The organism is Mesorhizobium sp. BHbdii (genome assembly GCF_053848045.1).
The window spans coordinates 1,897,852-1,924,609 of record NZ_JBSPKX010000001.1; the positions used below are offsets into that span (position 1 = coordinate 1,897,852).

The window sequence follows — 26,758 nt, forward strand, 5'->3', positions numbered from 1 at the left end:
GGGCTTTTCTTTTGGCGGTTTGCAGCCTACCTGTCTCAGACATTTGAAGGGCAAGGAGCCGCACCATGGCCGTCTATGACTACGATCTTTTCGTCATCGGCGGCGGCTCCGGCGGGGTGAGGGCGGCGCGCGTGGCGGCGGCACTCGGCAAGCGCGTCGGCATTGCCGAGGAATACCGCTATGGCGGCACCTGCGTCATTCGCGGCTGCGTGCCGAAGAAGCTCTATGTCTATGCGTCGCAATTTCCCGAACATTTTGCCGACGCCGCAGGTTATGGCTGGACCGTGCCGCAGGCGAGCTTCGACTGGCAGACATTGGTTGCCAACAAGGATCGCGAGATCAGCCGGCTGGAAGCCATCTACAGGAAGAACGTCCAAGGCGCCGGCGGCGAGACGTTCCAGTCGCGCGCCATGCTGGTCGATCCGCATGTGGTGCATCTTCTCGGCAACGACCGCACCGTCACCGCCGACCAGATTCTCATCGCCACCGGCGGCCGCCCAGCGCCGCACCCGGCTCTGCCCGGCCACGAACACTGCATCTTTTCCAACGAGGCCTTCGACCTCAAGGAATTACCGAAGGCGATCATGATCGAGGGCGGCGGCTATATTGCCGTCGAATTCGCCAACATCTTTCACGGCCTCGGCGTCGACACAACGCTGGTCTATCGCGGCAAGGAGATTCTCTCGCGCTTCGACATGGATCTCCGGCGTATGCTGCACGAAACGATGGAAAAGAAGGGGATAAAAATCCTCTGCCATGCCGTATCCGAATGGATCAGGAAGCGCCCAGACGGGCGCCTCGACGCTGTCATCACTGGCGGCAAGATACTGACTGTCGATCAGGTCATGCTCGCCATCGGGCGTCTCCCCAATACCGAAAACATGGGTCTTGAGGGCGTCGGCATCGAGATGACAAAGACCGGCGCTATCAATGTCGACCAATATTCGCGCACCAACATCGACAACATCTGGGCGATCGGCGACGTGACCAACCGCGTACAATTGACCCCGGTGGCGATCCACGAGGCGATGTGTTTCGTCGAGACCACCTTCAAGGGCAACCCGACCGCGCCCGACCATGATACGATCGCCACCGCAGTGTTTTCGCAGCCCGAGATCGGCACAGTCGGCCTGTCGGAAGATGAGGCGATAAAGCGTTTTTCCGACGTTGAGATCTACCGCGCCACCTTCCGGCCGATGCGGCACACACTGTCCGGCCGCGACGAAAAGATGCTGATTAAGCTGGTGGTCGACGGCACCTCGAAAAAAGTGCTCGGTGTCCATATCCTCGGGCCGGACGCCGGCGAGATGGCGCAGCTTCTCGGCATTTCGCTGAAGGCGGGGCTGACCAAGGATGATTTCGATCGCACGATGGCCGTGCATCCGACCGCGGCGGAAGAACTCGTCACCATGTACAAGCCGACCTACCGGGTGAAGGACGGCGAGCGCGTCTGACGTTTGCTTTCGCCCGGACGGAACAGCCGCCGATGTCCTTAAAGCTCCTCGAAACACTGCTAACCGGGGGCGAGCCGGTGATCGCCCCGACACTGCCGGCTTCAGCGGGCAGCCGCTATTTCTGCCGCATGCGGCGAGGGAAGCGCAGCCATCTTTCCTCGACCGGCCTTGGGTGCTCGAGGATGGTGGTGAGCTCGACCGGCAGGCTCGGCGCCAGCGGCTTTTTGGTCGCGACGCCATCGGCGATGGCAACGATGCTGTGATAGAATTCGGCGCCTGAAAGCGACCTTGGCGGCACGGCCTCGTGCATGATCGAGATCACCGTGACGTCTGGACAATTGTCCTTGATCGCTTGATGGAAGGCGATCTTCCCTTCGGGGTCGAGCGCGCCGGTCGCTTCATCGAGAAACAGCAGCCCCGGCTGCTGCAGCACGATGCGAGCGACAACCAGCTTCTGTTTCTGGCCGCCCGAAAGCACCTGGTCCCAACTCATTCCCTCGCGGCTTTCATCGGCCATGTGTCCGATGAAATCGCCAAGGCCCGCTCTGTGCAGAGCCGATGCAACCTGCGCGTCGGTGTGGTCGTGCTCTGAGGCGGGCAGGCAGACCAGTTGCTTCAGCGAGACCTGCTGCAGCTTGACCTCCTGGGCGGCATAGAAACTTTCGACCCCTTCCGGGAAGACGATGGTACCGCGGCCATAGGGCCACAGACCGTTAATCGCCTTGATCAGCGAGGTCTTGCCGCAGCCCGATTCGCCCTTCAGGAACGTCCACTCGCCACGCCGGAAGCGCAAATTCGCAGCACTCAGGAATGGCGTTGCGTCCTCGCCTCCATGCGCCAGTTCCAGCTTCTGGATCGTAAGGCCGAACACCGGGTTCTGGCGGTCGTAGCGGAACTCGGAGCGGCCGGTCAGGCTGTAGAATTCTTGCGGGTCCTGGACGTTTTCGATTGCCTGCGCAAGTTCGATGACGCGCTGGCTGTTGGCGCGCAAGGTGGCGATCTCCGGCATCACATGAATGAACCATGAACACTTGCTAATCAGCGCATTGACCTGTTCGGAAGCTGTTAAATAACCCTTGAGGTCGAGGCCGTTGTAAATGAAGGGCACTAGTCCAGGGCCGTAAGCGACAATCTTGGCGCCGATGAAATTGTAGATCAGCTCGAACGAAGCGTAGCCGGTGTTGACGACGTTCAATCTTGCCCAGGTACGGTCAATGTCGGCATAGCGCTGGCTGTGCACAGTCTTCTGTACATTCTCGCCTTGCGATGCGGCCACGTGAAAACTGCGGCGCAGGAACGTGATCAACTCGCCGCGGTAGTTGCCTTCAGCCTGCTGCATTCTGACGTTGAGCCACTCCAGCATTCGGCCGAGTTTCACTGCGATCCAGGTGTTGAACGGCACGTAGATAGCGATTGCCAAGAGAGCAAGGACGGCGCTGCCGTAGTTACCCAGAAACTCCAGCCCTTTCACCTCCACGGAGTTTCTCAGCAATTCTCCGCCGACAAAGTAGAGCGAAGTGAAGACGCCGAGCACACCCATAGCAAGCCCGATGGCTCCGCCGGTCATGGCCTTGATGGATTCCTGCACGCGCTGGTCAATGTTATCGGGAGCTGCGTTTCCGGAAGACCCATGCTGGGCATGGAAATGCGTATGATTGGTGTCGAGCAGAGACTCATTGAAGCGGCCGTCCAACCAGCCACGCCATTTGCGATGCAATGTTTTAGAAACAAGGTTGCGAACGCCGGCAATAACCAAGTCCTTGAGCACGACCAGCAACACGAGCACACCGGCGTTGGTCAGCACTGTCTTGATTGGCGTGGTATTCGCGGCATTGTGGAAAAAAGCGATCGAGGTCGCCAGCTCTGCTGCAGCCACTGTAAACCAGACGTCGGCTTTGCTGGACAGCGCGGTAACCAGGGCAATCACCAGGGTCAGCGTCCAGGCTTCCACCCAGCGTTCTGAAAACCAGTAGGCCCGCATCAGTCCCCAGAAGCTGCGCATCGAGGAAACCGGTGTCAGGAGCGGCCGCCTTGCGGCACCGCGGAGCCATTTTTCCGATATTGAATGTCGCTCTGGTCTACCGACCCGAATCACTATCCCGCCCAAACCTCTTTTAGTTTTGTTACAGAGAGTAACACCAATTGATCATTTTCCATTATCTTTTCTCTAACTGCGGAGAATTGATCCGCTCGCCGTTGCCATCAAGCAACAGAATTCAGGACTGCAATGTCATGCCCTGTCGTTCCCAGAGGAATATTGTTTGCGTAAATTCAATGGGTTGCTGATCCACGCATGCGAAGGCCGGCATCTTCCCTTAGGGAAGCTCTTTCCACAGTTTTGTGAAGGCAAGAGCGTGGTCGATCAGCCGACTTTATGCTGCGGAAGACGGATGCGCGCAAGAACGTGCCGTCTTCGACACGTCTTTGTTGGCCATGTCGGACCTGGCGGCGCCCGGAAAATAACCGGAATCGCGTTGGCTGCAGCGCAATGCATCGGTGCCGCCAAGCTTGCCTATGGAGCAGCGGCAGCAAGGGGTCGCTTTCTTGCAAGCCGCAAGCCGCCGAGCAAGGGGAAGTCGTCAACCAAAGGATTGACCCGCACCAGCAGCAACGGGCACTGATTTTTCGTCGGCCGCGCCAAGGTAACGGTGGAGTAGCGCCTATTCAGTTCGCTTTCTCCAACTCGCCCCGCGCCTTGGCCGCCGCAACCTGGCGAATGGCGTCGGTGAGCGTGTCGGCGTCTTGTGCGCCCATCACCGCATACCTGCCCTCAAGAAGGAAGCACGGCACGCCCGTGATACCCATGCGCGAAGCAGTGGCGATTTCGTTGCGCACCGCCTCGACATCGGCGTCCGTCGGCAAAAGCGTCTCGACCACGGATGCATCCATGCCGGCCTCGCGGGCGGCGTTGATCAGCACCACATGATCGCCGAGATTGGCGCCTTCCTCGAAATTCAACTGGAACAGACGTCGCACCAGCCGGTTCTGCACGACCTCGCCGGCGGCACCAGCCCAGCGGATGACGCGGTGCGCGTCAAGCGTGTTGGGCGCGACCTTGATGGCGGCGAAGGCGAAGTTGATCCCTTCGGCCTCTCCCAGCGGCTCGATGCGGGCGTGGATCTCGCGGATGCGTTCGTCACTGCCGAATTTGGCCACCAGGTATTCGCGGCGATCTTTGCCTTCGGGCGGGATGGTCGGGTCGAGCTGGAACGGCCGCCAGCGAATGTGCACCTCGACATCGGTTGCCGCGGCGATCGCCTTGTCGAGCCGCTTCTGGCCGATGAAGCACCAGGGGCAGACGACATCGGAGACCACATCGACGGTAATCGACTTCTCGTCGCTCATCTTGATCTCCTGTTCCGAAGAGGTCACTTCGGCTTGCGCCACCATGTCGGCAGCCGATAACCTGATATGGGCGTCTTTTGCGGATGTTCCAGGTAGCTCCAGTAGGCGAGCCATTGCTGCGTGTTGTGCTGCATCGGAACCATGTAGTTGCCGGAGATCAACAACCTGTCGAGGACGCGGACGGCGGCAACATAATCTTCGCGGCTGCGGGCGTCGAGCATCGCCTCTAGTGCGGCATCTATCGCCGGATCGGCGACGCCGGCAAGGTTGAATGACCCTTCGGCATTGGCGGCAGCTGATCCCCAGCGCCCGAGCTGCTCGATGCCCGGCGACAGCGAGTTCTCGAAGCCGCTGGTGCCGATCAGCACATCGAAATCGAAACGTTGCTTGCGCGACTGGATCTGGTCGCCGTCAAGGCTGCGGATGGTGACAGCGATGCCGATCTTCGCCAGCGTGCGCTGGTAGATGGCGGCAAGGCGCTCCTCGTTCTGCGAGGCGATCAGGATCTCGAAGCCGAAGGGTTTCCCCTCGGGATCGAGCATCACTCCATCCTGCAAGGCATAGCCCGCGCCCCTCAACATGTCGAAGGCAGCTTTCAGCACCTTGCGGTCCTGGCCCGAGCCGTCGGTGACGGGTGGCCGCCAAGTTCCGTCCATGACATCGGCTGGCACACGGCCGGGGTAAGGTGCCAGAAGCGCTTTTTCCCTGTCGTCGGCCGGATGGCCGAGCGCGGAAAGCTCGGAATTCTGCCAATAGCTCATGGTGCGCATGTACTTGCCGCCAAACAAATTCTTGTTGGCCCATTCGAAGTCGTAGAGCATGCCGAGCGCGCGTCGAACCACCGGATCGGAAAACTTCTCCAGTCTTGTGTTGAACAGGAACCCGGTCACCACTGGCGGGATGCCGGTGTCGAACGTTTCGGCGATCACGTCGCCCTTGTGGAAGGCCGGGAAGTCGAGATCGCGCTCGCGTTTGACCGGATCGCTGTCGTCGTCGATGGCGCAGATGCCTTTCTTGAAAGCTTCCAGCTTGGCGTTGGCATTGAGGAAATATTCGATGGTGATCTGGTCGTAATTGTCGAAACCGCGCTTGGCGGGGATGTCCTTGCCCCAATAATTTGGGTTGCGCTTGAATACGATGCGCTGGCCAGGCGCGACGTGCGCCACGGTGTACGGGCCGCTGCCGATCACCGGTTTCAGCGTGGTCCTGTCAAAGGTCTCCTTGTCGAAAGCGTGCTTCGGTACGATTGGCGTCATCGCGATAACCAACGGAGTCTCGCGGTTAGCCTTGTCATTGAATATAAAGCGCACGCTGTGGTCGCCGATTTTTTCGAGTTTGGCGACCATGCTCATACGGGCGCTGTAGGGTGGTCGGCCTTTCTCGGTAAAGACGTCGTAAGTGAACAGCACGTCTTCCGCAGTCACCGGTTGGCCATCAGACCACTTGGCCCTCGGATCGAGGTGGAATTCGATGCTCTTGCGCTCTGGATCCATATCGGCAGTGTCGGCAAGCAGGCCGTAAAGACTGAAGGCTTCATCGTCATTGCGCTGCATCAACGGCTCGAAGACCAGATTGCCGAAGATCTTATCGATCATGCCGCGTGCGGTCGTGCGCAGGCTTTTCAGGATGAACGGGTTGAGATTGTCGAAGCTGCCAACGACGCAATAGGTGATGCTGCCGCCCTTCGGCGCATCGGGATTGACGTAGTTGAAATGCGTATAATCGGCGGGCAGCGCCGGCTCGCCCTGCATGGCGATCGCGTGTTTCGGCTCCGACAGAGCTGGCTGAAGCGAAAGGGTGATAGACGAAATCGCGGCGATCAGCCAAACAAGAACGCGGCCCATGACCGTCTCCTTACTGGGTCGGCTAGATGATTCGGAGCGCACCCTAACATGAGCCGGCCGCCTCCCGGCCAATCGCGAGCTCAAGAATTGCGACTATCGGGCTGGATTCGGAACCGCTTGCAGTGTAACACGCCGTCCGAAGTCATTCTGTTGCCTCATTTCGGCAACAGGTAGCTGGACCACACGGCGCGAAGAAGCCGGTCCTGGGATCATTTGAGAGGAAGTGCACGATATGACGAGCCTGAACAGCAACGCGTACCGCCTGTCGGTCATGGCCGCTGGCGTGGTAGGCTTTCTGGGCGCACAACTTCCCACTGCTCTTGCGCAGCAGCAACAGCAGATTCCGCAGGGCTGGTTCAAAGCCTGCACCAAGCAGGAAGACGTCGACATCTGCAATGTCCAGAACATCACCACTGCCGGCAACGGCCAGCTCGTCACCGGCGTCAGCCTGATCGAATTGAAGGGCAAGGTGAACCGCAAGGTGTTCCAGGTGACGGTTCCGACCGGCCGACTGGTTCCTCCCGGCATTGGCCTCCAGATCGATGCCGGGAAGGCGCAGAAGCTCGATTATGTGATCTGCTTCCCTGACCGGTGCGTGGCGGAAGTGCCGCTGACCGACCAGCTCGTCGCCTCCTTCAAGAAGGGTTCGAACCTGACGCTCACCTCGGTCAATTTCCAGAACCAGCCGAACCCGATCAAGGTCGCGCTGACCGGCTTCAGCGGCGCCTTCGACGGACCGCCGCTGCAGCAGTCGGACATCGAGGATCGGCAGAAGAAGCTTCAGGATTTCGTTGCCAAGAACAATCAGGACTTCGCCAAGAAGCTCAAGGAAGAGCAGGACAAGGCGAAGACCGCCAACTGATCGCCCCTCAGGCGCAATTTCTAAGGAAAAAGCGGGATCATGCCCCGCTTTTTTCCGTTTCGGCCAGCCATTTCGTGATCCCTGTCAGGCCCGCAATCCCGTCAGGTCAATGTCTTGACTGGCGTCTCGGCTCGTAGCGCCCGTCCGGCCTCTTGTCGAACATCTCACCGATCTCCGGATGCCGCACCGGTTCGCCAGACTGATCCTCGAGCAGGTTCTGCTCAGACACATAGGCGATGTATTCCGTTTCCGAATTCTCGGCGAGCAAATGGTAGAAGGGCTGGTCCTTGCGCGGCCGCACATCCGCGGGGATTGCCTCGTACCATTCGTCGGTGTTGGCGAATTGCGGGTCGACATCGAAAATGATGCCGCGGAACGGAAACAGCCGGTGGCGAACCACCTGCCCGATCGAGAATTTGGCTGTCTTCATCATCGTACTCACCACTAAGTCCTAGGAGCGCCGCGTCCTTGGAGTGCGCAAAGACTCTCTAAGACTTTGAATTTACGCATTACGCTTCAAAAAATCGAGCCCCACTTAGGGCTGATGCCTGGCCCTACTTGACGCAAACGTTCAAATGCCGCAGCGCTTGACGCCCCGTCACTACGGGCTAGCCCGAGGGCGTGCTACCGCCTGACTTGTTTCCTTAAGCCGCCGGCGAGTGCCGCAAAACCACTGCCGGGCCGCAGCCCCTCGCGCATGAAAAAAGCGCGAAGCGGCGCGAAGCCGCCGAGCACGCCGAGACCAGCGCTGCGCGCCATCTGTGCTGGCAGCAGGTCCGAGAGCAGCGACTTGTTGAGCAGGTTGACCGCACTGCTGCGCGCCAGGATGTCGGGCCGGCGCTTGAAATCATAGGCTGCGAGTGCCTTGACGGCGCCGGGGTTAACCCTGTTTTCGCAAGTGATTCCAATCAGATCATCGATATCCCTGATACCAAGGTTGAGACCTTGCGCGCCGATCGGCGGAAACACATGGGCGGCTTCGCCGACAAGTGCCACCCGGTTATGCGCGAAGCACCGGGGCGTTACGCCGGAAAGCGGGTAGATCTGCCGGCCGGGTTCGACAGAAACCCGGCCCAGCATCGATTGCATCCGCTGTTCGATCCGCATCGAAAGCGTAGCATCGTCCAGTGCGGCGAGTTCTTTCGCCGTTGCCGGTTCTACTACCCAGACGAGGCTGGACCGGTTGCCGGGCAGGGGAACCTGGGTGAACGGACCGGTCTCGGTGTGGAATTCGGTCGAGGTGAAAGCGTGGTCGCTGCGGTGAGCGAAATTGAGAACCAGTGCGGCCTGCGGATAGGACCGCGCGGATGTCGAGATGCCGGCAGCCTCGCGGGCCGGCGACAGACGGCCATCGGCAGCGACCGCCAGCGATGCTGCAACCTCGCTGCCGTCAGACAGGATCGCATGGGCATGATCGGCGTCGAGGCGCCAGGTCTCCACCATCGATTTTCGCCATTCGATGCCGGAATGCGCGACTACAGCCCCGGCAAGCGCGGGGTTGAGAGCGCTGTTGGGTAAGTTCAGCCCGAACTGCTCCTCGCCGATTTCGCTGGCACGAAAAATGACCACCGGGCTGCGGATCAGCCGGCTGGTTGCATCGACGATGCGCATAACCTTCAGCGGTGCGGCTTTGGACCTCACCTCATCGAGGACGCCCAACCGTTCGAGGATATTCAGGGCTGGGTTCATCAAGGCCGTCGTTCGGCCGTCTTGGCCATTTGCCTCAGGTCCGACGAGCGTCACGGGAAAGCCGGCATCCGCAAAACCAAGCGCTGCGATCAGCCCTGCCGGGCCACTGCCGGCAACCAGTATCCGTGCTGTCTGCTGATGGTCCAAGTTCGCTTCCGGATTGTGATGCGAGGCGGTCGGTCCGACCTGATAAGCATATAGGTCAGATCATACGGCTTGATCAACGCGGCGATTCGGCCCATTCGATTGCCATGATCGGCCAAGACCATGATTTCAGTCATCTCGACCGTGTCGGCCGTGCCACGGCGAGCATCTCGCGCAATCCTCGACTGGCGGTGAGCATCGTTCTGGGCGCAAGCGTCCTTCTGGCCTGGCTGCTTCTCGGCGCCATGGCGATTCGCGGCGCCGAAAGCCGGGTTCCGGGCATCGATGCACCCGGCGACACATTGATCAGATATCTTCCGCAGCTGCCGCTGCCGGATTTTCTTGAGCGCTTCTTCACCCTTTGTCTTGCACCTGCGCCGCTCGACGGGGGCGTCGGCGCGCAGGCCGGAGCGCTCGTCGTCATGTGGTTCCTGATGGCGGTCGCCACCATGCTGCCTTCGGCGGCGCCGATGATCCGCACCTATTGCGAGATCGCCGATACCGCGCGGATCAAAGGCGAAGCGGTCGTCCATCCGCTGGTCCTGGTCGCCGGTTACCTCAGCGTGTGGTTGGCTGCGTCGGCAGCGTTTGCGGCGCTGACGCTCATCGTTCACGCCTGCGCATCATCTGTGCAGATGCTCGATCCGGTGGTCGGAGCGACAGGAGCGGTTGCAGTTTTGGGTGCCGGCCTTTACCAGTTCAGCGGTCTGAAGCAAGCCTGCCTGACGAAGTGCAAAAACCCGTTCTCGATCCTGTTTTCGAACTGGAGCGCGAGGTCCGGCCGGATTTTCCGGCTCGGCATGGAGCAGGGCGTCTGGTGTCTCGGCTGCTGCTGGGCGCTGATGCTGGTGATGTTCGCCGTCGGCGTGATGAACTTGTTTTGGATGGCGCTGATCGGCCTGTTCACCTTGATGGAAAAACAGACAGCGGGCAGGCTGCCAACCCGGATCGCCGGTGCGATACTGCTTGTCTGGGCAGCCGCCCTGCTAGTAGTCTCGGCATAGGGAGTGAATTCGATGGCAGATCAAGGCTGGGCAATGAAAGGAGAGCTGGTACTCTCCTGCAATTGCACAGTTTTTTGTCCTTGCGTGCTGTCTCTCGGCAGTCATCCGCCGACCGAGGGCTATTGTCAGACCTGGGCGGGGTTCCGCATCGATGCCGGCCATTTCGGCGAGGTCGAACTGTCCGGCCTCAACCTTGGGCTGGTCATGGAAATCCCCGGCTATATGAGCCGCGGCAACTGGACCGCCGGACTGTTCATCGACAAGCGCGCCTCAGTCCATGCGGTAAAGGCGCTGACCAGGATTTTCACCGGCAAGGCTGGCGGAACCACCTCGCTGCTCTCCATCCTAGTCGGAAAGTTCCTCGGCGTCGAGCAAGCGCCGATCACCTATGAGACGCGCGACAGGACGCGGATCTTCCAGATACCGAAGATCATCGACGGAGCGGTGACGCCGATCCCAGGCAAGGACCGCGACAAGGATACGGTGATCAGCAATTCGGAATACTGGGTCGCACCGGAAATCATCGTCGCCCGGTCCGACAAGAGCAAGATGCGGGCCTTCGGCCGCAACTGGAATTTTGCCGGCCGCTCGGCCGAAATCTGCAAGCTGGACTGGCGGGGCCCGTGAGCAAAAAAACAACGGCCAGGAAAATCACGGACAGGATTCCGAGGCCAAAGAAGAAAGTTACGTGGCCGCAGGCGCGCGCGTTTTCGGTCCACCTGCTGACCGCGTCGGGCTCGTTCCTGGCGTTCCTGTCGCTGGTGGCAGCGAGCGAGCAGCGCTGGACGGCGATGTTCTGGTGGCTGGGGCTGGCGCTGTTCGTCGACGGCATCGACGGGCCGATCGCCAGGAAACTCGAGGTCAAGGAAATCCTGCCGACATGGTCGGGCGAACTCCTCGACAACATCATCGACTACGTCACTTACGTGCTGATACCAGCCTTCGCGCTTTACCAGCGCGGCTTCATGGGTGAGGGCCTGTCGTTCCTGTCGGCGGCGATCATCGTCGTGTCGAGCGCGATCTACTATGCCGACACCGGCATGAAGACGAAGGAGAATTTTTTCAAGGGGTTTCCGGTAGTCTGGAACATGGTGGTGTTCACGCTTTTCGTCATCGATCCGGGACAATGGGTTTCCCTCGCCGTCGTCGTGGTGGCCGGCATTCTGACCTTTGTGCCAATCAATTTCATCCACCCGGTGCGGGTGGTGCGGCTGCGTCCAATCAACCTTGGCATGACGCTGCTATGGTGCGCTTTTGGAGCGCTGGCGCTGGCGCAGGCAGCTCTTGCCGCCTTCTACGACCAGATCGGCGTCTTGGGCGAGCAGGTGAGTGTCTTCACCAAGATCGGCATCACGGTCACCGGACTTTACCTCGCATGCATCGGCGGTATCATGCAGCTCTTTCCAACGCTCGGCGCCAAGAAAACCTGATCCCAAGAGAGTCTGGTCCCAAGAGAGCCTCATCAATGTCCAAAGCAATACGCATCCACGCCAATGGCGGTCCGGAGGTTCTGACCTATGAGGACGCCGATCCGGGCCAACCCGGCTCGGGACAAATCCTGGTCAGACACACGGCGATCGGCCTCAATTTCATCGACGTCTATCATCGCTCCGGCCTTTATCCGCCGCCAGGCGGTTTCCCGCTGATACCCGGCAGCGAGGCGGCCGGGGTGGTGGTGGAATTGGGCGCGGATCTCGACTGGCTGAAGCCGGGCGATCGCATCGCCTACGCCGTGACGACTGGCGCCTATGCCGAGCAGCGCGTGATCGCCGCCGACCGCGTGGTCAAGGTGCCGGACGGCATCAGCGACGAACAGGCGGCCGCCATGATGCTGAAAGGGATGACGGCGGAATATCTGCTGCGCCGTACCTTCAAGGTGAAGGCGGGCGACACGATTCTGTTTCACGCCGCGGCCGGCGGCGTCGGGCTGATCCTCGGCCAATGGGCCAAGCATCTTGGCGCAACCGTGATCGGCACCGCCAGCTCCGCCGACAAGATCGAGCTCGCCAAGGCGCATGGCTTCGACCACGTCATCAACTACCGCGAGCAGGACTTCGTCGCCGGCGTTCTCGCCATTACCGGCGGCAAGAAGTGCGACGTCGTCTATGATTCGGTAGGCAACGACACCTTTCCGGCCTCGCTCGACTGCCTGAAGCCGCTCGGCATGTTCGCCAGCTTCGGTCAATCGTCGGGGCCGGTCCCGCCGTTCAGCATGTCGTTGCTGGCGCAGAAAGGTTCTCTGTTCGCAACCCGTCCGACGGTGTTCGTCTACAACGCCAAGCGCGAAGATCTGGAGGCGTCCGCCGCCGCGTTGTTCGAAATCGTGCTCAGCGGGGCGGTCAAGATCAAGATCAACCAGCGCTACGCGCTCAAGGATGCCGGCAAGGCGCATTCCGACCTTGAAGGCCGCAGGACGACCGGGACAACCATTCTTATCCCCTGAGCCTTGCTATCCCTTGAGTTTCCGCTGAAATTCTTGAAGCTCTTTCAAGACGGGTGCCGCTTTGCGATGACAGCAGGCCGCGCATACGATGCCTGTGGGAACACAGAACATATCTGGCAAACCAGATGGGAGGCACTGTGAGTGCAAATCAGGACGGCGCAGACCTGCTTGAGGTTCGTGGCCTTACCAAAACGTTCGGCACGCTGACCGCGTGTGACCATATCGATCTCAACGTCGCAAAAGGCGAAATCCACGCGTTGCTCGGCGAGAACGGCGCCGGCAAGTCGACGCTCGTCAAAATGCTGTTCGGAACACTGGAGCCCAATTCGGGCGAGATTTTCTGGAACCGTCAGGCGGTCACGATCACCAATCCCGGCTTTGCGAAGAAGCTCGGCATCGGCATGGTGTTCCAGCATTTTTCGCTGTTCGAGGCACTGACGGCGGCCGAGAACATCGCGCTGTCGCTGGACGACGGTTCGCCGATCAGCACGATTGCCGCGAAGGCGAGGGCGCTTTCCTACAGCTACGGCTTGCCGCTCGACCCGCAATCGCTGGTCGGCGACCTGTCGGTCGGTGAGCGCCAGCGTATAGAGATTATCCGCTGCCTTCTGCAGACGCCGCAGCTCATCATTCTCGACGAGCCGACTTCGGTGCTGACGCCGCAGGAAGCTGACAAGCTGTTCGAGACGCTCGAACGGTTGCGCTCGGAAGGAAAGTCCATCCTCTACATTTCGCACCGCCTTGAAGAGGTCAAGCGCATCTGCGACCGCGCCACCGTGCTGCGCCACGGCAAGGTGGTTGGCCATTGCAACCCGCGCAAGGAAACCGCGGCATCGCTGGCCCGCATGATGGTCGGCAACGACGTGCAGGCCGTGGTGCGCGCGCCGGTTCAAGGTATCGAGACGGCGCGGCCGCTGCTTGAAATTCGTGCGCTCAGCCGCCGGCCGGCAACGCCGTTCTCGATCCCGCTCAGGAACATCAACCTGACGGTACGCGCCGGCGAAGTGATTGGCATTGCAGGCGTTGCCGGCAACGGCCAGGGCGAGTTCTTCGAATCCGTTTCCGGCGAGGTGCCGCAGCAGGATGCCGCCTCGGTGCGCATCCGCGGCAAGGATGCCGGCGGCCTCAGCATCACCGGCAGGCGGCTGATGGGCGCTGCCTTCGTGCCGGAAGAGCGGCTCGGCCACGGTACAGCCCCCCGCATGAAGCTTTCGGAAAACCTGCTTTTGTCGCGCCATGCCACCGACGGCAAGGTGTTTGTCGGCGCCGGCGGAATGGTCAAAAGCGATGCGATCTATGCCGCCGCCCAGCGCATCATCAAGGCGATGGATGTGCGCAAAAGCGCTCCGGACCCGGAGGCGGCAGCGCTTTCAGGCGGCAATCTGCAGAAATTCATTGTCGGCCGCGAACTCGACCGGAGGCCAAGCGTCATGGTCGTCAATCAGCCGACATGGGGCGTCGACGCCGGAGCCGCCGCCCACATTCGCCAGACGCTGATCGAGTTGGCGCGCAGCGGCTCCGCAGTGCTGGTCATCAGTCAGGATCTCGACGAATTGTTCGAGATATCCGACGCGATCGCGGTGATGCACAATGGCGAATTATCGATGCCTTTGCCAATCGCTGAGGCCACATTCGAAAAGATCGGACTGCTGATGGGCGGGGCCGAGCCCGGCCACGCCGAACACGCTCTGGAGACGTCATGATGCGCCTCGAACTTGTCAAACGGCCACAGCGCTCAATGCTGTTTTCGGCGCTGTCCCCCTTCATTGCCTTTGCGCTGACGATCGTTGCCGGCGCCATCCTGTTCGCACTGCTTGGCGTCAATCCTTTGAAGGCGTTCCAAATTTACTTCCTCGAGCCGGTCAGTCAGGTCTGGCAGCTGCATGAGCTGGCGATCAAGGCGGCACCGCTCATCCTGATCGGGGTGGGCCTGTCGGTTTGCTACAGGGCCAACATCTGGAACATCGGCGCGGAAGGCCAATTCATCCTGGGCGGCATCGTCGGCTCGAGCATTCCGGTGCTGTTTCCCCAGTTTGAAGGCCCGCTGGTGCTGCCGCTGATGCTGCTGTTCGGAATGGTCGGCGGTGCCGCCTACGCCGCAATCCCCGCCTTGCTCAAGACGCGCTTCAACACCAATGAGATCCTGACCAGCCTGATGCTGGTCTATGTCGCGCAACTGTTCCTCGACTGGCTGGTGCGTGGGCCGTGGCGCGATCCGAAGGGTTTCAATTTCCCGCAGACGATACAGTTCAACGACTCGGCCATATTGCCGGAACTGATGCCGGCCTCCGGCCGTGCCAATTGGGGTTTCGTGTTCGCGCTGGTCGCGGCGGTGCTGGTCTGGATCCTGATAAGCCGCATGCTGAAAGGCTTTGAGGTTCGCGTGCTCGGCTCAAGCCCCAGGGCAGGGCGCTTCGCCGGCTTCGGTATCAACCGGATGGTGTTCTTCGCCTTCATGCTGTCGGGTGCACTGGCCGGGCTTGCCGGCATCTCGGAAGTCTCCGGAGCCATCGGCCAGCTGCAGCCGGTGATCTCGCCCGGCTACGGCTTTGCCGCCATCATCGTGGCGTTCCTCGGCCGGCTCAATCCGCTCGGCATCGTCGCTGCGGGCCTGGTGCTGGCACTGACCTATCTCGGCGGCGAGGCGGTGCAAAGCGCGCTCGGCATCTCCGACAAGGTGGCGCGCGTGTTCCAGGGCATGCTCCTGTTCTTCGTGCTCGGCTGCGACACGCTCATTCACTACCGCATTCGCTTGATCGGTTTTGCCGCGCCGAAGCTTGAATCCGCGCCGAAGCTGGAGGAGGCCCGCTGATGGACATCACCGTCAACATTCTTTTGACCATCGCAACCGCGGCGACGCCGCTGCTGATCGCGGCGATCGGCGAGCTGGTAGTCGAACGTTCCGGCGTGCTCAATCTCGGTGTCGAAGGCATGATGATCATGGGGGCGGTCGGCGGTTTCGGCGCCGGCTATCTCACCGGATCGCCGTGGATCGGGTTGTTGGCGGCGATCGCCTTGGGTGCGGTGTTTTCGCTGCTGTTCGCTGTCATGACGTTGTCGCTGGCCACAAACCAGGTGGCGACCGGCCTGTCGCTGACATTGCTCGGCCTCGGGCTTTCCGGCATGATGGGCACCAGCTTTGTCGGCCAGCCCGGCGCGAGGCTGCCAAACCTCGACATTCCCGGCCTGACAGCGATCCCCGTCATCGGCAGGTTGTTGTTCGGCCAGGACCCGATCTTCTACATCTCGATTGCATTGACCGCCGCCGTCATGTGGTTCCTGTTCAAGACCCGCACCGGGCTCACGCTGCGCTCGATCGGCGACAGCCACACATCGGCCCATGCCCTTGGCATCCAGGTCATCCGCTACCGCTATCTGGCGGTGATCTTCGGCGGCGCCTGTGCAGGCCTTGCCGGGGGCCACCTGTCGCTGGTCTATACGCCGCAATGGGTGGAGAACATGACCGCCGGGCGCGGCTGGATCGCACTGGCGCTGGTCGTGTTCGCATCATGGCGGCCATGGCGGGTGCTGGCTGGCGCCTATATCTTCGGCGCGGTATGGATCGGCCAGCTTCATGCACAGGCTTTTGGCATTCCGGTTCCCTCGCAACTGCTTTCTTCGTTGCCCTATCTGGCAACCATCGTGGTTCTCGTTCTAATCTCGCGCAACAAGCGTTTGACGATGATGAACACACCGGCTTCCTTGGGGCAGCCATTCGTTCCAGATCGTTGACAATAAAAGACAAACGGGAAGCTCCAAGGCTTAACTCAGAGAGGTAACACGATGAAAAAACTGCTTATTGCGCTGATGGCCGCGGCGGGAGCATTGTCGCTGGCAGCGACCGCCGAAGCGCAGGAAAAACTGAAAGCCTGTTGGGTCTATACCGGCCCGATCGGCGATTTCGGCTATTCGTACCAGCATGACCAGGGCCGCCTGGACGTAGAGAAGGCACTCGGCGACAAGGTCGAGACCGCATATCTGGAGAACGTCTCTGAGGGTCCCGATGCCGATCGTGCCTTCGAGCGCCTGGCGCGCGAAGGATGCAAGATCATTTTCGGCACGTCCTTCGGCTTCATGGACCCCGAAGTGAAGGTCGCCAAGAAGTTCCCCAACGTGATGTTCGAACATGCGACCGGCTACAAGACGGCCGAAAATCTCGGCATCTACAACGCACGTTTCTACGAAGGCCGCTACATCCTCGGCCAGATCGCCGCCAAGCAATCGAAGTCGGGTGTCGCCGGCTACATCGTTTCGTTCCCGATTCCCGAAGTGGTGATGGGCATAAATTCCTTCATGCTCGGCGCCCAGTCGATCAACCCTAACTTCAAGGCGAAGATCGTCTGGGTCAATTCATGGTTCGATCCGGGCAAGGAAGCCGACGCCGCCAAGGCTCTGTTCGACCAGGGTGCCGACATCATCGTCCAGCACACCGACTCGACTGCTCCCCTGCAAGTCGCCGAAGAGCGCGGGCTGCAGGGCTTCGGCCAGTCTTCGGACATGATCAAGTTCGCTCCCAAGGCGCAATTGACCTCGATCGTCGACGATTGGGGGCCGTACTATGTCAGCCGGGTGAAGGCTGCGCTCGACGGCACCTGGAAGCCCGGCAATGTCTGGCTGGGCATCAAGGACGGCGCCGTTAAGATGGCCCCTTACACCAACATGCCCGACGACGTGAAGGCGATGGCGGAAGCCACCGAGAAGAAGATCGTCGACGGATGGAATCCTTTCACCGGGCCGATTGCCAAGCAGGACGGAACGCCGTGGCTGAAGGACGGCGAAGTCGCCGACGACGCTACGTTGCTCGGCATGAACTTCTACGTCAAAGGCGTTGATGACAAGCTGCCGCAGTAAGCGCAAGCGGGAGCCAAATCCTCCCAAGGAGGGGCGCCCGACGGCGCCCTTTCGTTTAGAGCGAGATGCGGTCAGACCGCTGAGCCGTAGAGATCGTAGGCGTCGGCACGGTCGATCTTGACGGTGACGATGTCGCCGGCACGCAACGGGCGCCGCGACTGGATATGCACCGAGCCGTCGATTTCGGGCGCGTCGTATTTGGTGCGGCCCTTCGCCGAGGTGCCATGCGCCTCGTCAATCAGGACAGGCAGGCGCTTGCCGACCTTCCTGGCGAGCTGCGTCGCCGAGATCTTCTGCTGGCGCTGCATGAAGCGGTGCCAACGCGCCTCCTTAATCTCCTGCGGTACCTGTTCGAGGCCGAGACCATTGGAGCGAGCGCCCCTGACCGGCTCGTATTTGAAACAGCCGGCGCGGTCGATCTTGGCTTCGTCCAGCCAGTCAAGCAGCATTTCGAAATCGTCGTCCGTCTCGCCGGGGAAGCCGACGATAAAGGTGGAGCGGATGGCCAGATCGGGACAGATTTCGCGCCAGCCGCGAATGCGGTCGAGCGTCTTTTCGCCATGAGCCGGCCGGCGCATGTTCTTCAGCACCTGCGGCGAGGCGTGCTGGAACGGGATGTCCAGATAGGGAAGGATCTTTCCTTCGGCCATCAGCGGGATGACATCGGCGACATGCGGGTAGGGGTAGACATAGTGCATGCGCACCCAAACCCCGAGCTTGCCGAGTTCCTCCGACAGATCTAGGAATTTCGCCCCCACTTCGCGGTCGCCGAACATGCTGGTCTGGTATTTGATGTCGATGCCATAGGCACTGGTGTCCTGCGAAATGACCAGGATTTCCTTGACGCCGGCCTTGGCCAGTTTCTCGGCTTCGCGCAGAACGTCGGCCGCCGGTCGCGAGACGAGGTCGCCGCGCAGCGCCGGAATGATGCAGAAGGTGCAGCGATTGTTGCAGCCTTCCGAAATCTTGAGATAGGCATAGTGGCGCGGCGTGAGCTTGACGCCTTGCGGCGGCAAAAGGTCGATGTAGGGATCGTGGCTCGGGGGTGCTGCCTCATGCACTGCAGCCATCACGCTCTCGTAGGCCTGCGGACCGGTGATGGCGAGAACGTTGGGGTGTTTCTCGCGGATTACGTCAGGTTCGGCGCCTAGACAGCCGGTGACGATGACCCTGCCGTTCTCCGAAAGGGCGGAGCCGATGGCATTGAGCGATTCATCACGAGCCGAATCGAGAAAGCCGCAGGTGTTGACGACGACCAGATCGGCGCCGTCATGTTTGCGCGCGATCTCGTAGCCTTCGGCGCGCAGGCGCGTGATGATGCGCTCCGAGTCCACGAGGGCTTTCGGGCATCCAAGGCTTACGAAACTGACGCGAGGGGCAGACATGTGCGGTTTCCAATGGACGCGGGCCGGAAACCCTGAGGCCCGGCCCGGAAGTCTCGATACATGTTGATCTTTAGAACTTTCGCAGAAGCTCAATTTGCACGGGGCAATAGCATAGTTCCGCAATCAAGCAAACCGGGGAATGGCTTGGCGCCGCTCGGCGGGCCTGCGCTGCTAAAGGGCCAGGTTCAATGACCGCCCGGTCCGAACCACGGCGCCAGGAACGCAAACTGTTCGGGGAACTGCTGCACGGCACCATCCAAAAGCATCTTCACGGCGACATAGAGAATGATCACGAGGCCGATATAGGCAATCCAGCGGTACTTATGCAGGAGGCGTGCGACAAACGAAGCGGCGAAGCCCATCAGCGCAATCGACAGCGCCAAGCCGATGATCAGGACCGTCGGATGGTCCATGGCCGCGCCTGCGACTGCAAGGACGTTGTCGAGAGACATCGAAACGTCGGCAATGACGATCTGCCAGGCTGCCTGAGCGAAGGTCTTGCGCGGTCCCTTGCCGCCGATCGTCCCGCTCTTGTCGTAATCGACATTCGACAACGATTCCGTCGCATCATGTTCCTGCTCGTGACTGACACGGAGTTCGCGCCACATCTTCCAGCACACCCAAAGCAGCAGCAGGCCGCCGGCTATGAGAAGAATGGGGCCGATTGTGAGGAGCCACTGGGTGATTAGTGCGAAGAAGATGCGAAGCACGGTGGCCGCCGCAATGCCGACGAGAATCGCCTTCTTGCGCTGGTCCGACGGCAGGCCTGCCGCGGCAAGGCCGATGACGATGGCATTGTCGCCGGCAAGCACAAGGTCGATGGCGATGACCTGGAGCAGAGCCGCGAGGCCAGCGGCGGTAAAAATTTCCATCAGCCGGAATTTCCTTGCTTGGTCGCCAATCGTTCGCGTGGGGTGCCCGAACGCCTAACGTGTATGGTTCCCGCGCGTCAAGAGATGGCTTGAGAACAAGGCCGGCAACCGCCTGAGCTGCCGTGATCAAGATGACCCCGAAACCAGAACGCAAATGGCGCCCCTGCAAGCAAAATCTGTCGAAACTGCTCATGCCAAGCAGTCCCTGCAGGCATCGGGATAGTAAAAATGATGTCATGCGGCAATCGGTGCGGAATCGTGGGCCGGATGGCGAGCCGCGCATGCGCCAAGGTCGCGACTCCGCTCACGACCGCTCCACGATTGGTGGAATCCTCGACAATTGCCCAGTTCCGCCTGGCGGCGCAACCATGCGATGCAGGGCTTGATCGAGAACGACAGCACGGGTTGAAGCACGCCGCCACCGCGATAGATTTCGGGGACCGAAGAGTACGATGCCTTAAAAAGTGTTCCTCACAGGAGAGGCTCGTGACGTCTGACGACAACACACCCGTCCTTTCCGGGGCGATCGGGGAGTACCGCGAGTTCGATCCTCCGGCCGCACTCGAAAGGCATTTCCTGTGTGTCTGGTCCAATACATTGCGCCCGGACGCGGGGAGCTTATCGGCCGTGGTCCCCGACGGTTGCGTCGACATCACCTGGATCGACGGCGATCTGGTCGTAGCGGGCCCCGACGTGGCCGTTGCCCTCTCTACGCTGACACCCGGCTCTACTGTGATCGGCACCCGCTTCCGACCGGGTGCGGCAAGCCGGTGGCTCGGGCTGCCGATGTCGGAGATCGTCGGCGGCCGGATGGGGCTCAGCCAGTTCTGGGGGGCGCTGGCGCGCGAAATCGCCCAGAGAATTGGCGATGCATCCTCCACGGCGGAGCGGATGCGGGCGATGCAAGCGGCGCTCTCCAGGCTTGCGCCCGATGTCGAGCCGCCGCCTCCGGACATGGGATTTGCCTTCAACGCGCTGAAAACGGAATCCGCCGGTCCGGGCATGGCGGTGATCCTCGATCGACTCGACGTCAGCCCGCGAACCCTTCGCCGCCGCTGCCAGGAGGCTTTCGGCTATGGTCCGAAGACGCTCGACCGCATTCTCCGCTTCCAGCGGTTTTTGAACCTGGCGCGGCAGTCCGCCGAGCCGCGCCTTGTCGATCTTGCGTTCGAGGCGGGCTATTCGGACCAGGCGCATCTCACGCGCGAGGTGCGGCGCCTGTCGGGGTTCTCGCCCGCGACGGTTCTGCGACAGCTCGGCGCCTGAACTGGCCGTTTCGTTCAATACGCCACTGCCAACTCCCCCTAGTCTGCCTTCGTTGAAAGGAGGCAGATATGACGATCTACAAATCCCGCATCATCACCGCGTCCATCGACCGGGGCTGGCGCGAAGTCTACGACTTCGCCTCCATCCCGGAGAATTTCCAGCGCTGGGCGGCAGGCCTCGGCCGGCGCTTCGAAAGATCGGGCGAAGAATGGACTGCGGAGGACCCCGAGGGTCGGCCCATCCGCATCCGCTTCTCCCGGCCCAATGAATTCGGTGTCCTCGATCACATCGTCTTCGCCGAGGGCAAGGAAACCCGCAATGCGGTGCGCGTGGTACCCAACGGGACCGGCGCGGAGGTCATGTTCGTGCTCCTGAGGATGCCGGACATGACGGAGGAGATCTTCGCTGCCGACGCCGCGGCGGTAGAGCGCGACCTCAACACCCTGAAGTCAATGCTCGAACGCTGAGCTTCCCAAGATCAGAAAAGGAGAAGATCATGGCCAAATCCAGCAACGACAAGCGCATCGACTATGTCGAGTTTTCCGTCGGTGACATCGCGCGCTCGCGCGACTTCTATGGCAAGGTCTTCGGCTGGTCCTTTAAGGACTACGGGCCGAGCTATTGCGAGTTCAACGACGGCCGCCTGACCGGCGGCTTCGCCCTCGGTGGCCAGAGCAAGGCGGCAGGCGGGCCGCTGGTGATCCTCTATGCCGACGACCTTGACGAGACCCAGCGCCACGTCGAGGAGGCCGGAGGGAAGATCGTCAAGCCCGCCTATTCCTTCCCCGGCGGCCGCCGCTTTCACTTTTCCGACCCGGACGGCTACGAGCTGGCCGTGTGGTCGGGCAAGTGAGATAGCGGAAGGGGGCGCCGAGCCGAGCCCGGCGCCTCTTCGAATGGTTTTGGGCGGGCCGTCGGGGCTTAATGCCGCTCTTGGCGCCAGGAGCGGATATTGAATACTGACTGGGCGAGCTACCAAGGATTCGATTGCGCGGCTGGTATCTCTGTGCTGAACCACCTTAGAGAGCCAGCGCTGCTGTTGTAACAAAATTATTGCCCGATGGCGTAGCTCGCATCGTATAAGGCTGGCCTGAGGACCATCGCATACCGCACGAAGCATGACGGAACCGACACGAACGACAGTACGGCAAAGGCTGTATGCTTTTTTGATTGCAGGCCTGGGCGGGCTGGCCGCATCGGCAATCTCGTTTTCGATGACGCTCTACGAAGCTGCCCATCCGCCAAAGGTGCCGGTTGTGCAGGCAGGCCAGCAGATCGATACCGGTCGCTGGTTTGTGACCTTGCGAACGGCACGTGTCGGAACAGTGCCGCCGACAGGCGTTCCTCCGTCGCAGTCGGTGCAGCTTCTGATGGTGGATCTGGACGTGGTGAACCGTTCCGCCACTCCAAACAACGTGCTCTATCGCACTGTGACGCTCAGCGCACCGGCGCAAAAGCTGCCGATGCCAACGGTTTATCTCGATCGCGACAAGTATCTGGCGGGATATTTCAATCCCAACATGCCGGAACGCCTGACCATGGCCTGGGAGTGGCCGGCCGGTGTGCCCGTGCCGGACAAGGTGACGATCACCGTTACCGGCCAAATCTACAAGCTGCGCGACAATCTCTACGGCGCAAGCGGGTGGTACGACCGAGATCCCGTTGCGACGGTCGATCTGCCGGTGGAAAAGGCGCTATGATGCGCATGGTGCGTTCGGTGCTTGCGCTGCTGTTCGCTGCCGCCCTGCTCTACGGCATGCAGCATACGCGTCCGCTCTACAGCGACATTACATCGCCGATAGTCTCTTCGGGCGGCATGAACAAGCGTGTCCAGGCTAGCGCGTTCGCGCTTTCGCTGGACAGCGCCAGGGTCGCGCGTATCCTCAACGTCGAGACCTTCGGGAAGTCAAAGACCTACACGAGTTCCGGCGTATGGGTTGTGGTCGAAGGCGAGGCGGAGGCCAAATTCGAGACCTTGCGTCTCACATCGGGTGAGTGGCTGAGCGGCAGCGGCATCCGTTATGTCCTGACCGACCGGCTGCCGGCGACGATCGAAATGATGACGGGCGATGCCTATCAGCCCGGCCTGCCACGCCGTGTCCTTCTGGTGTTCGAAGTGCCGGAAGAAGCCGCCGCCGGCGGGACCGTAGTGGTCGCACGCACAAAATTGCTGCCGCTCGACGATGAGATCCGCATCACCACGGATGTTTCCGGCAAAGACATCGAGCCCGCAATTACTATCCGCCGCAACGAAGAAAGGCCGCCATGGAGAGTTCTCCCGCAAAGGTGATGTCAACGCGGCGAGGTTATCGGCTGAGCATGACGGCGCTGGTGGTTGCGCTGCCTGCCGCGCTAGTCGTGCAGACGTGGGGAAGCATCAAGGACTGGCGCTCCCAATTTTTGCGCCAGCCGCTATCTGCGACCTTGGGGCAACCGATCGACTATGCCGGCGCAAGCTGGACCGTGACGCGCATCACCAGACTGGCAGGCAGTGAGGGAAACGCCGTCGTCCTCGCCGAATTCGAAGCTCTCGCAGCTGACCCGAAGGCGCTCGGCGCCGTTCCATGCAAGGTGCGGCTTTCCGACGGAAGCGGTCGCGAATGGCAGCCAACCCTATTTGCCGATCCGATGGTCAGGAAGCAATATCCGGAGGCCCAGCAACGGTCCCTGTGTGGCGGCATGGCGTTCGCGGCGGCCGAGCCCGGCAAGCCGGCACGGATGGCTGCCAGCTTTTCGATTCCGCCTGCGGCGAGCAGCCTCACGCTATCGATTGGCCTCTACTCGGCGCTACCGAATCATCTCAGCGTCAGCGAGCCGCGGACCTGACGCCACATGCTTCGCCAGCCATGACGACTGCAGTCTCGAGCACGGCTGCAAGCAGCGCGACTCGGACTGCGTCGAGCAGGATTCCTCCGTCGAGTTCGCTTGGGCTGCCGATGAACAGGCTGATGGTGTCGGCGAAGATCTGCCAAGTTGCGAGATCATGCGCTCCGATCAGTCTTGTCAGGCCATACCACATCCAGGCGCCGATCCAGGAGATGGCCTGATAGGCGATGACGAAGGTGACAAGCGTCGCAAGGCCGGCACTGAGCGTCAGCTTGAGACAAGTCCAGACCGGCGAATAGCGGCTGTGGTAGCCGCCAACGAAGTGCGTCGCGAAATCCTTCAGCCACTTTTGCCATGAGGTCGTGCGCGATAGCGCAGGACCGGGAGCGGCCGGCGCGGAAAGCTCATAGCCGTTGATGATCGCCGCCATCACCAGCCAGACAATCGGCAGCAACGCGAAAAAGAAAAGATTCTGAAGCTGCTCTCCGAAGGGAAGCGGCCGGAATTCCACCGGGACGAACTGGCCGGCGGCAGCCGCCGAAGTTACCGGCGCAAACAAATCGAGGCTGAGCTGCAGCGCCGCGCCTGCGCCAAGCCAGCGGATGAACTGGTCTTTCCATACGCCGAGCGCGTAGAGACCGATGAAGACCCAAGCTGCGTCCGTCGCCACGATCAGCAGCCGCCAGTAGGGGTGAGAGGCGCGCACATTCAGTCCCTTGGCGGCAAAACGCACCAGACAGCAAATGACGATCGACAGTACCACGCCGCTTGACTGAAGAATGGCGAAGATGTCGACGCTCTTGCCGAGTTCGGCTTGGGCCAGCGCCATGCGCGAATATTCGCGAACCGTATCGCCAAGAAAGCCCCAGGCGGCGTAATAGGCGAAGAAAGGCAGGATCGCAGCGGCGGTAATCGCCAGGATCGGCTCGCGTTTTGTTTCGTCCACTGCCTTTTTTGCTTGTTTCCTCAGTGCCGCCACCGCCGGCATATGCGGCCGGAGCACCACGAACATCATGACCAGCACCGTCAGCTTGGCGAGAATCACCAGCGACAGCATGACCATTCCGCCCAGCGGGAATTGGAGGCCGATCGTCACGGCGCCCTGTAGCAGCAGATCATGAGCGATCACACCGAGGCAGCCGACCAGCAATAGCTGCGGCCAGCACTGGACAAGCAACCGCGTGGTTACTGCAAGAGGCCGGTATATGTCGTCAATCGTCGTGGTCATCGCGTCGGGTGACTTTTGTGCTCCGGTCCGGACTTAAGATATTGTTTCGCCAGACGATCCCCCAAATCCAAAAGGAGGGGTTGCATTGGCGGAGGGACAGGACCTGAAATCCAACCTTCTCCACGGATCTGCGATCACCTTCGTAGTTGGGGTGTTCGGCTGATGCTGTTCATTTGACCTGTTCAATCTGCGGACCTGGGTCGACTGGCGGAGCCGGCGTGCACTGCCGGCTCCGGCGCTTCTTCGTGGTTAGGCGGATCAAGCTCATCCTCAGCGCATCCTACTAGTCACATCGCCCCGGCATTAGTTCCGAGGCAGATAGCGTCCTCGTAGGATTTTGGGGACGCGGAGTACTGGTTTGCTCGCGCCAATGTCGCGTAGATAGCGCAAGCTTGAGGGCGCTACCAGGCCCCTAGGTCCGCTCGCGGAACTCTGCCCCGTTTCCAGGCGTCGGACGCCGATCGTCGGGTGGAATCTGGATGACCTCCGCCTCTGTGCGGCCAAACTCCCGGCCGATTTGAAATGCCGCATACAGCGCGCCAAGACCGATTAGGAATCGAAGCATTTGAGATCTCCTTCGGCGGTAGAACTACACGGCCGGCAGTTAGCTCCACAGGGGCGGAACCACAACGTTCAACATTCGTTGCCACTGACCTTGGGCCAAGGAGGACGCAACAGATGGCGGACAAGAGGACGAGCGACACGAGCCGAGTTAAGAAGGGTGCAGAACTTGAAGTTGAGCACCTGGCGGAGGTGACAGAGGTAACGCCCAAACAGGCGCGGGCATTGCTTCGCAAGCACGGCGCGGACTGGCAGCGGCTGAGGGACGAAGCTGAAGACTTGAAGAATGACGACTAGTCGGGTCGATCTCCGGCTGGCGCGATTCAGGCGTAGCCTCGCCTGACTGGGGACCTACTTGCGCACAAGCCAGTCCAGCGCGGCTGAATCGACATGCTCGTGGCGGGAATCCTTAACCGGGCGGACCGTCGGGACACCGCTTCGATCAAAGCGACGTTGAATCATATTCGGCACGCCGCGCCTGATCTGGTCGCATCCAACGACGAGCTAATGAGGCTGTTATAGAGGCAGCTACTGCCCTAGGCTGTCCGTGGCTTCCGATGGGGGCGAGCGTAGCCGTTCGTTAGCTTGAGCGCCGGTTATCCTCGCCCCGCTACCATTTGTGCGCGGCCCAAATAACCTGTTGATCCTCCCACGCAAAGTGCCAACAAATGGGCGCTTGTGGCTTATGGCCGGGGGCGCCTCAGGTGAATGCTAAGACGAATTGTGAGCGCGAAGCCGTGGACCTTGTCCATCAGGCCATCCACAAGATCGCCTACGAGTGGCACGGTCTCTGTCAAGGCCATTGTAGCAGCGGTTCGCCAAGATGGCCCTCATCTCGAATGCACGGACAGGCGCTGATCGAGCTTATCGTGACGGCAGCTCCGGCGTTCGGACGCGCGGTAGCATTCGACCTCCACGAATGATGCTGCAGCAAACATTTCGGCCCTTTGCGGAACTCTTCAGCAATCAAAGAGTTGCGCACCA

25 protein-coding genes are annotated in these 26,758 nt (G+C 60.9%); 17 read left to right on the top strand and 8 right to left on the bottom strand.

The window, feature by feature from the left end:
• Positions 1-65: 65 nt before the first annotated feature.
• Complete coding sequence (gene gor / locus ACWTU8_RS09190) at positions 66-1,454, top strand: glutathione-disulfide reductase (protein ID WP_455847867.1); 1,389 nt, start codon at positions 66-68, stop codon at positions 1,452-1,454.
• 115 nt (positions 1,455-1,569) lie between these two features.
• Here gor and ACWTU8_RS09195 read toward each other — a convergent pair whose 3' ends face one another.
• The 3 genes from ACWTU8_RS09195 to ACWTU8_RS09205 all read right to left on the bottom strand — a co-directional run bounded on the left by ACWTU8_RS09195 (position 1,570) and on the right by ACWTU8_RS09205 (position 6,643).
• The gene (locus ACWTU8_RS09195; RefSeq protein ID WP_455847868.1) at positions 1,570-3,456 is read right to left on the bottom strand and encodes an ABC transporter ATP-binding protein/permease; all 1,887 of its coding nucleotides are present in this window, start codon (positions 3,454-3,456) and stop codon (positions 1,570-1,572) included.
• A 662-nt stretch (positions 3,457-4,118) separates the two neighbouring features.
• Positions 4,119-4,799: a DsbA family oxidoreductase gene (locus tag ACWTU8_RS09200; protein ID WP_455847869.1), complete on the bottom strand. Its 681-nt coding sequence runs from the start codon at positions 4,797-4,799 to the stop codon at positions 4,119-4,121.
• A gap of 23 nt (positions 4,800-4,822) precedes the next feature.
• The gene (locus ACWTU8_RS09205; protein ID WP_455847870.1) at positions 4,823-6,643 is read right to left on the bottom strand and encodes an extracellular solute-binding protein; all 1,821 of its coding nucleotides are present in this window, start codon (positions 6,641-6,643) and stop codon (positions 4,823-4,825) included.
• A gap of 232 nt (positions 6,644-6,875) precedes the next feature.
• Here ACWTU8_RS09205 and ACWTU8_RS09210 point away from each other — a divergent pair, with 232 nt between their 5' ends.
• The gene (locus ACWTU8_RS09210) at positions 6,876-7,505 is read left to right on the top strand and encodes an invasion associated locus B family protein (protein ID WP_029352485.1); all 630 of its coding nucleotides are present in this window, start codon (positions 6,876-6,878) and stop codon (positions 7,503-7,505) included.
• 106 nt (positions 7,506-7,611) lie between these two features.
• Here the strand turns inward: ACWTU8_RS09210 and hspQ are convergent, their stop codons facing one another.
• Positions 7,612-7,935, bottom strand: a complete 324-nt coding sequence (gene hspQ / locus ACWTU8_RS09215) for a heat shock protein HspQ (protein ID WP_029352484.1) — start codon at positions 7,933-7,935, stop codon at positions 7,612-7,614.
• Positions 7,936-8,129: 194 nt separating this feature from the next.
• A complete protein-coding gene (locus tag ACWTU8_RS09220; protein ID WP_455847871.1) occupies positions 8,130-9,341 on the bottom strand; it encodes a UbiH/UbiF family hydroxylase in 1,212 nt (403 codons plus the stop codon).
• Positions 9,342-9,445: 104 nt separating this feature from the next.
• Here ACWTU8_RS09220 and ACWTU8_RS09225 point away from each other — a divergent pair, with 104 nt between their 5' ends.
• The 8 genes from ACWTU8_RS09225 (at position 9,446) to ACWTU8_RS09260 (ending at position 17,636) form a co-directional block, all read left to right on the top strand.
• On the top strand, positions 9,446-10,342 hold the full coding sequence (locus ACWTU8_RS09225; RefSeq protein WP_455847872.1) for a DUF2182 domain-containing protein: 897 nt from the start codon (positions 9,446-9,448) through the stop codon (positions 10,340-10,342).
• Between the two features lie 12 nt (positions 10,343-10,354).
• Complete coding sequence (locus ACWTU8_RS09230; RefSeq protein WP_455847873.1) at positions 10,355-10,969, top strand: DUF1326 domain-containing protein; 615 nt, start codon at positions 10,355-10,357, stop codon at positions 10,967-10,969.
• Positions 10,970-11,004: 35 nt separating this feature from the next.
• Positions 11,005-11,772, top strand: a complete 768-nt coding sequence (gene pcsA / locus ACWTU8_RS09235; protein WP_455848421.1) for a phosphatidylcholine synthase — start codon at positions 11,005-11,007, stop codon at positions 11,770-11,772.
• Positions 11,773-11,807: 35 nt separating this feature from the next.
• A complete protein-coding gene (locus ACWTU8_RS09240) occupies positions 11,808-12,785 on the top strand; it encodes a quinone oxidoreductase family protein (protein WP_455847874.1) in 978 nt (325 codons plus the stop codon).
• A gap of 125 nt (positions 12,786-12,910) precedes the next feature.
• Positions 12,911-14,488, top strand: a complete 1,578-nt coding sequence (locus tag ACWTU8_RS09245) for an ABC transporter ATP-binding protein (RefSeq protein ID WP_455847875.1) — start codon at positions 12,911-12,913, stop codon at positions 14,486-14,488.
• On the top strand, positions 14,485-15,597 hold the full coding sequence (locus tag ACWTU8_RS09250; RefSeq protein ID WP_455847876.1) for an ABC transporter permease: 1,113 nt from the start codon (positions 14,485-14,487) through the stop codon (positions 15,595-15,597). Before ACWTU8_RS09245 ends, ACWTU8_RS09250 begins: the two co-directional genes overlap by 4 nt.
• On the top strand, positions 15,597-16,517 hold the full coding sequence (locus tag ACWTU8_RS09255) for an ABC transporter permease (RefSeq protein WP_029352466.1): 921 nt from the start codon (positions 15,597-15,599) through the stop codon (positions 16,515-16,517). The genes ACWTU8_RS09250 and ACWTU8_RS09255 overlap by 1 nt, the downstream gene beginning before the upstream one ends.
• A gap of 51 nt (positions 16,518-16,568) precedes the next feature.
• A complete protein-coding gene (locus ACWTU8_RS09260) occupies positions 16,569-17,636 on the top strand; it encodes a BMP family ABC transporter substrate-binding protein (RefSeq protein ID WP_455847877.1) in 1,068 nt (355 codons plus the stop codon).
• Positions 17,637-17,707: 71 nt separating this feature from the next.
• Here the strand turns inward: ACWTU8_RS09260 and rimO are convergent, their stop codons facing one another.
• A complete protein-coding gene (gene rimO, locus ACWTU8_RS09265) occupies positions 17,708-19,021 on the bottom strand; it encodes a 30S ribosomal protein S12 methylthiotransferase RimO (RefSeq protein WP_455847878.1) in 1,314 nt (437 codons plus the stop codon).
• Between the two features lie 185 nt (positions 19,022-19,206).
• Positions 19,207-19,893, bottom strand: coding sequence for a TerC family protein (locus ACWTU8_RS09270; RefSeq protein ID WP_065010043.1), 687 nt, complete (start codon positions 19,891-19,893; stop codon positions 19,207-19,209).
• A gap of 486 nt (positions 19,894-20,379) precedes the next feature.
• On the opposite strand from ACWTU8_RS09270, the gene ACWTU8_RS09275 reads away from it, so the two are divergent.
• From ACWTU8_RS09275 to ACWTU8_RS09300, 6 genes are all read left to right on the top strand, one after another.
• On the top strand, positions 20,380-21,159 hold the full coding sequence (locus ACWTU8_RS09275; RefSeq protein WP_455847879.1) for a DUF6597 domain-containing transcriptional factor: 780 nt from the start codon (positions 20,380-20,382) through the stop codon (positions 21,157-21,159).
• Positions 21,160-21,227: 68 nt separating this feature from the next.
• A complete protein-coding gene (locus ACWTU8_RS09280; RefSeq protein ID WP_455847880.1) occupies positions 21,228-21,626 on the top strand; it encodes an SRPBCC family protein in 399 nt (132 codons plus the stop codon).
• A 29-nt stretch (positions 21,627-21,655) separates the two neighbouring features.
• Complete coding sequence (locus ACWTU8_RS09285) at positions 21,656-22,012, top strand: VOC family protein (protein ID WP_455847881.1); 357 nt, start codon at positions 21,656-21,658, stop codon at positions 22,010-22,012.
• Between the two features lie 313 nt (positions 22,013-22,325).
• Positions 22,326-22,859 (top strand): hypothetical protein, encoded by a 534-nt coding sequence (locus ACWTU8_RS09290; protein ID WP_455847882.1) that lies wholly within the window; start codon positions 22,326-22,328, stop codon positions 22,857-22,859.
• Positions 22,856-23,449, top strand: coding sequence for a hypothetical protein (locus tag ACWTU8_RS09295; protein ID WP_455847883.1), 594 nt, complete (start codon positions 22,856-22,858; stop codon positions 23,447-23,449). The genes ACWTU8_RS09290 and ACWTU8_RS09295 overlap by 4 nt, the downstream gene beginning before the upstream one ends.
• 29 nt (positions 23,450-23,478) lie before the next feature.
• Positions 23,479-23,985, top strand: coding sequence for a hypothetical protein (locus ACWTU8_RS09300; RefSeq protein ID WP_095520578.1), 507 nt, complete (start codon positions 23,479-23,481; stop codon positions 23,983-23,985).
• On the opposite strand, the gene ACWTU8_RS09305 is transcribed toward ACWTU8_RS09300, so the two are convergent.
• Positions 23,966-25,213 carry a hypothetical protein gene (locus tag ACWTU8_RS09305; RefSeq protein WP_455847884.1) on the bottom strand — a complete coding sequence of 416 codons (1,248 nt, stop codon included), beginning with the start codon at positions 25,211-25,213 and terminating at the stop codon, positions 23,966-23,968. The two genes, ACWTU8_RS09300 and ACWTU8_RS09305, sit on opposite strands and share 20 nt — an antisense overlap.
• 678 nt (positions 25,214-25,891) lie before the next feature.
• On the opposite strand from ACWTU8_RS09305, the gene ACWTU8_RS09310 reads away from it, so the two are divergent.
• Positions 25,892-26,071, top strand: a complete 180-nt coding sequence (locus ACWTU8_RS09310) for a DUF3606 domain-containing protein (protein ID WP_029352431.1) — start codon at positions 25,892-25,894, stop codon at positions 26,069-26,071.
• Positions 26,072-26,758 lie beyond the last annotated feature (687 nt).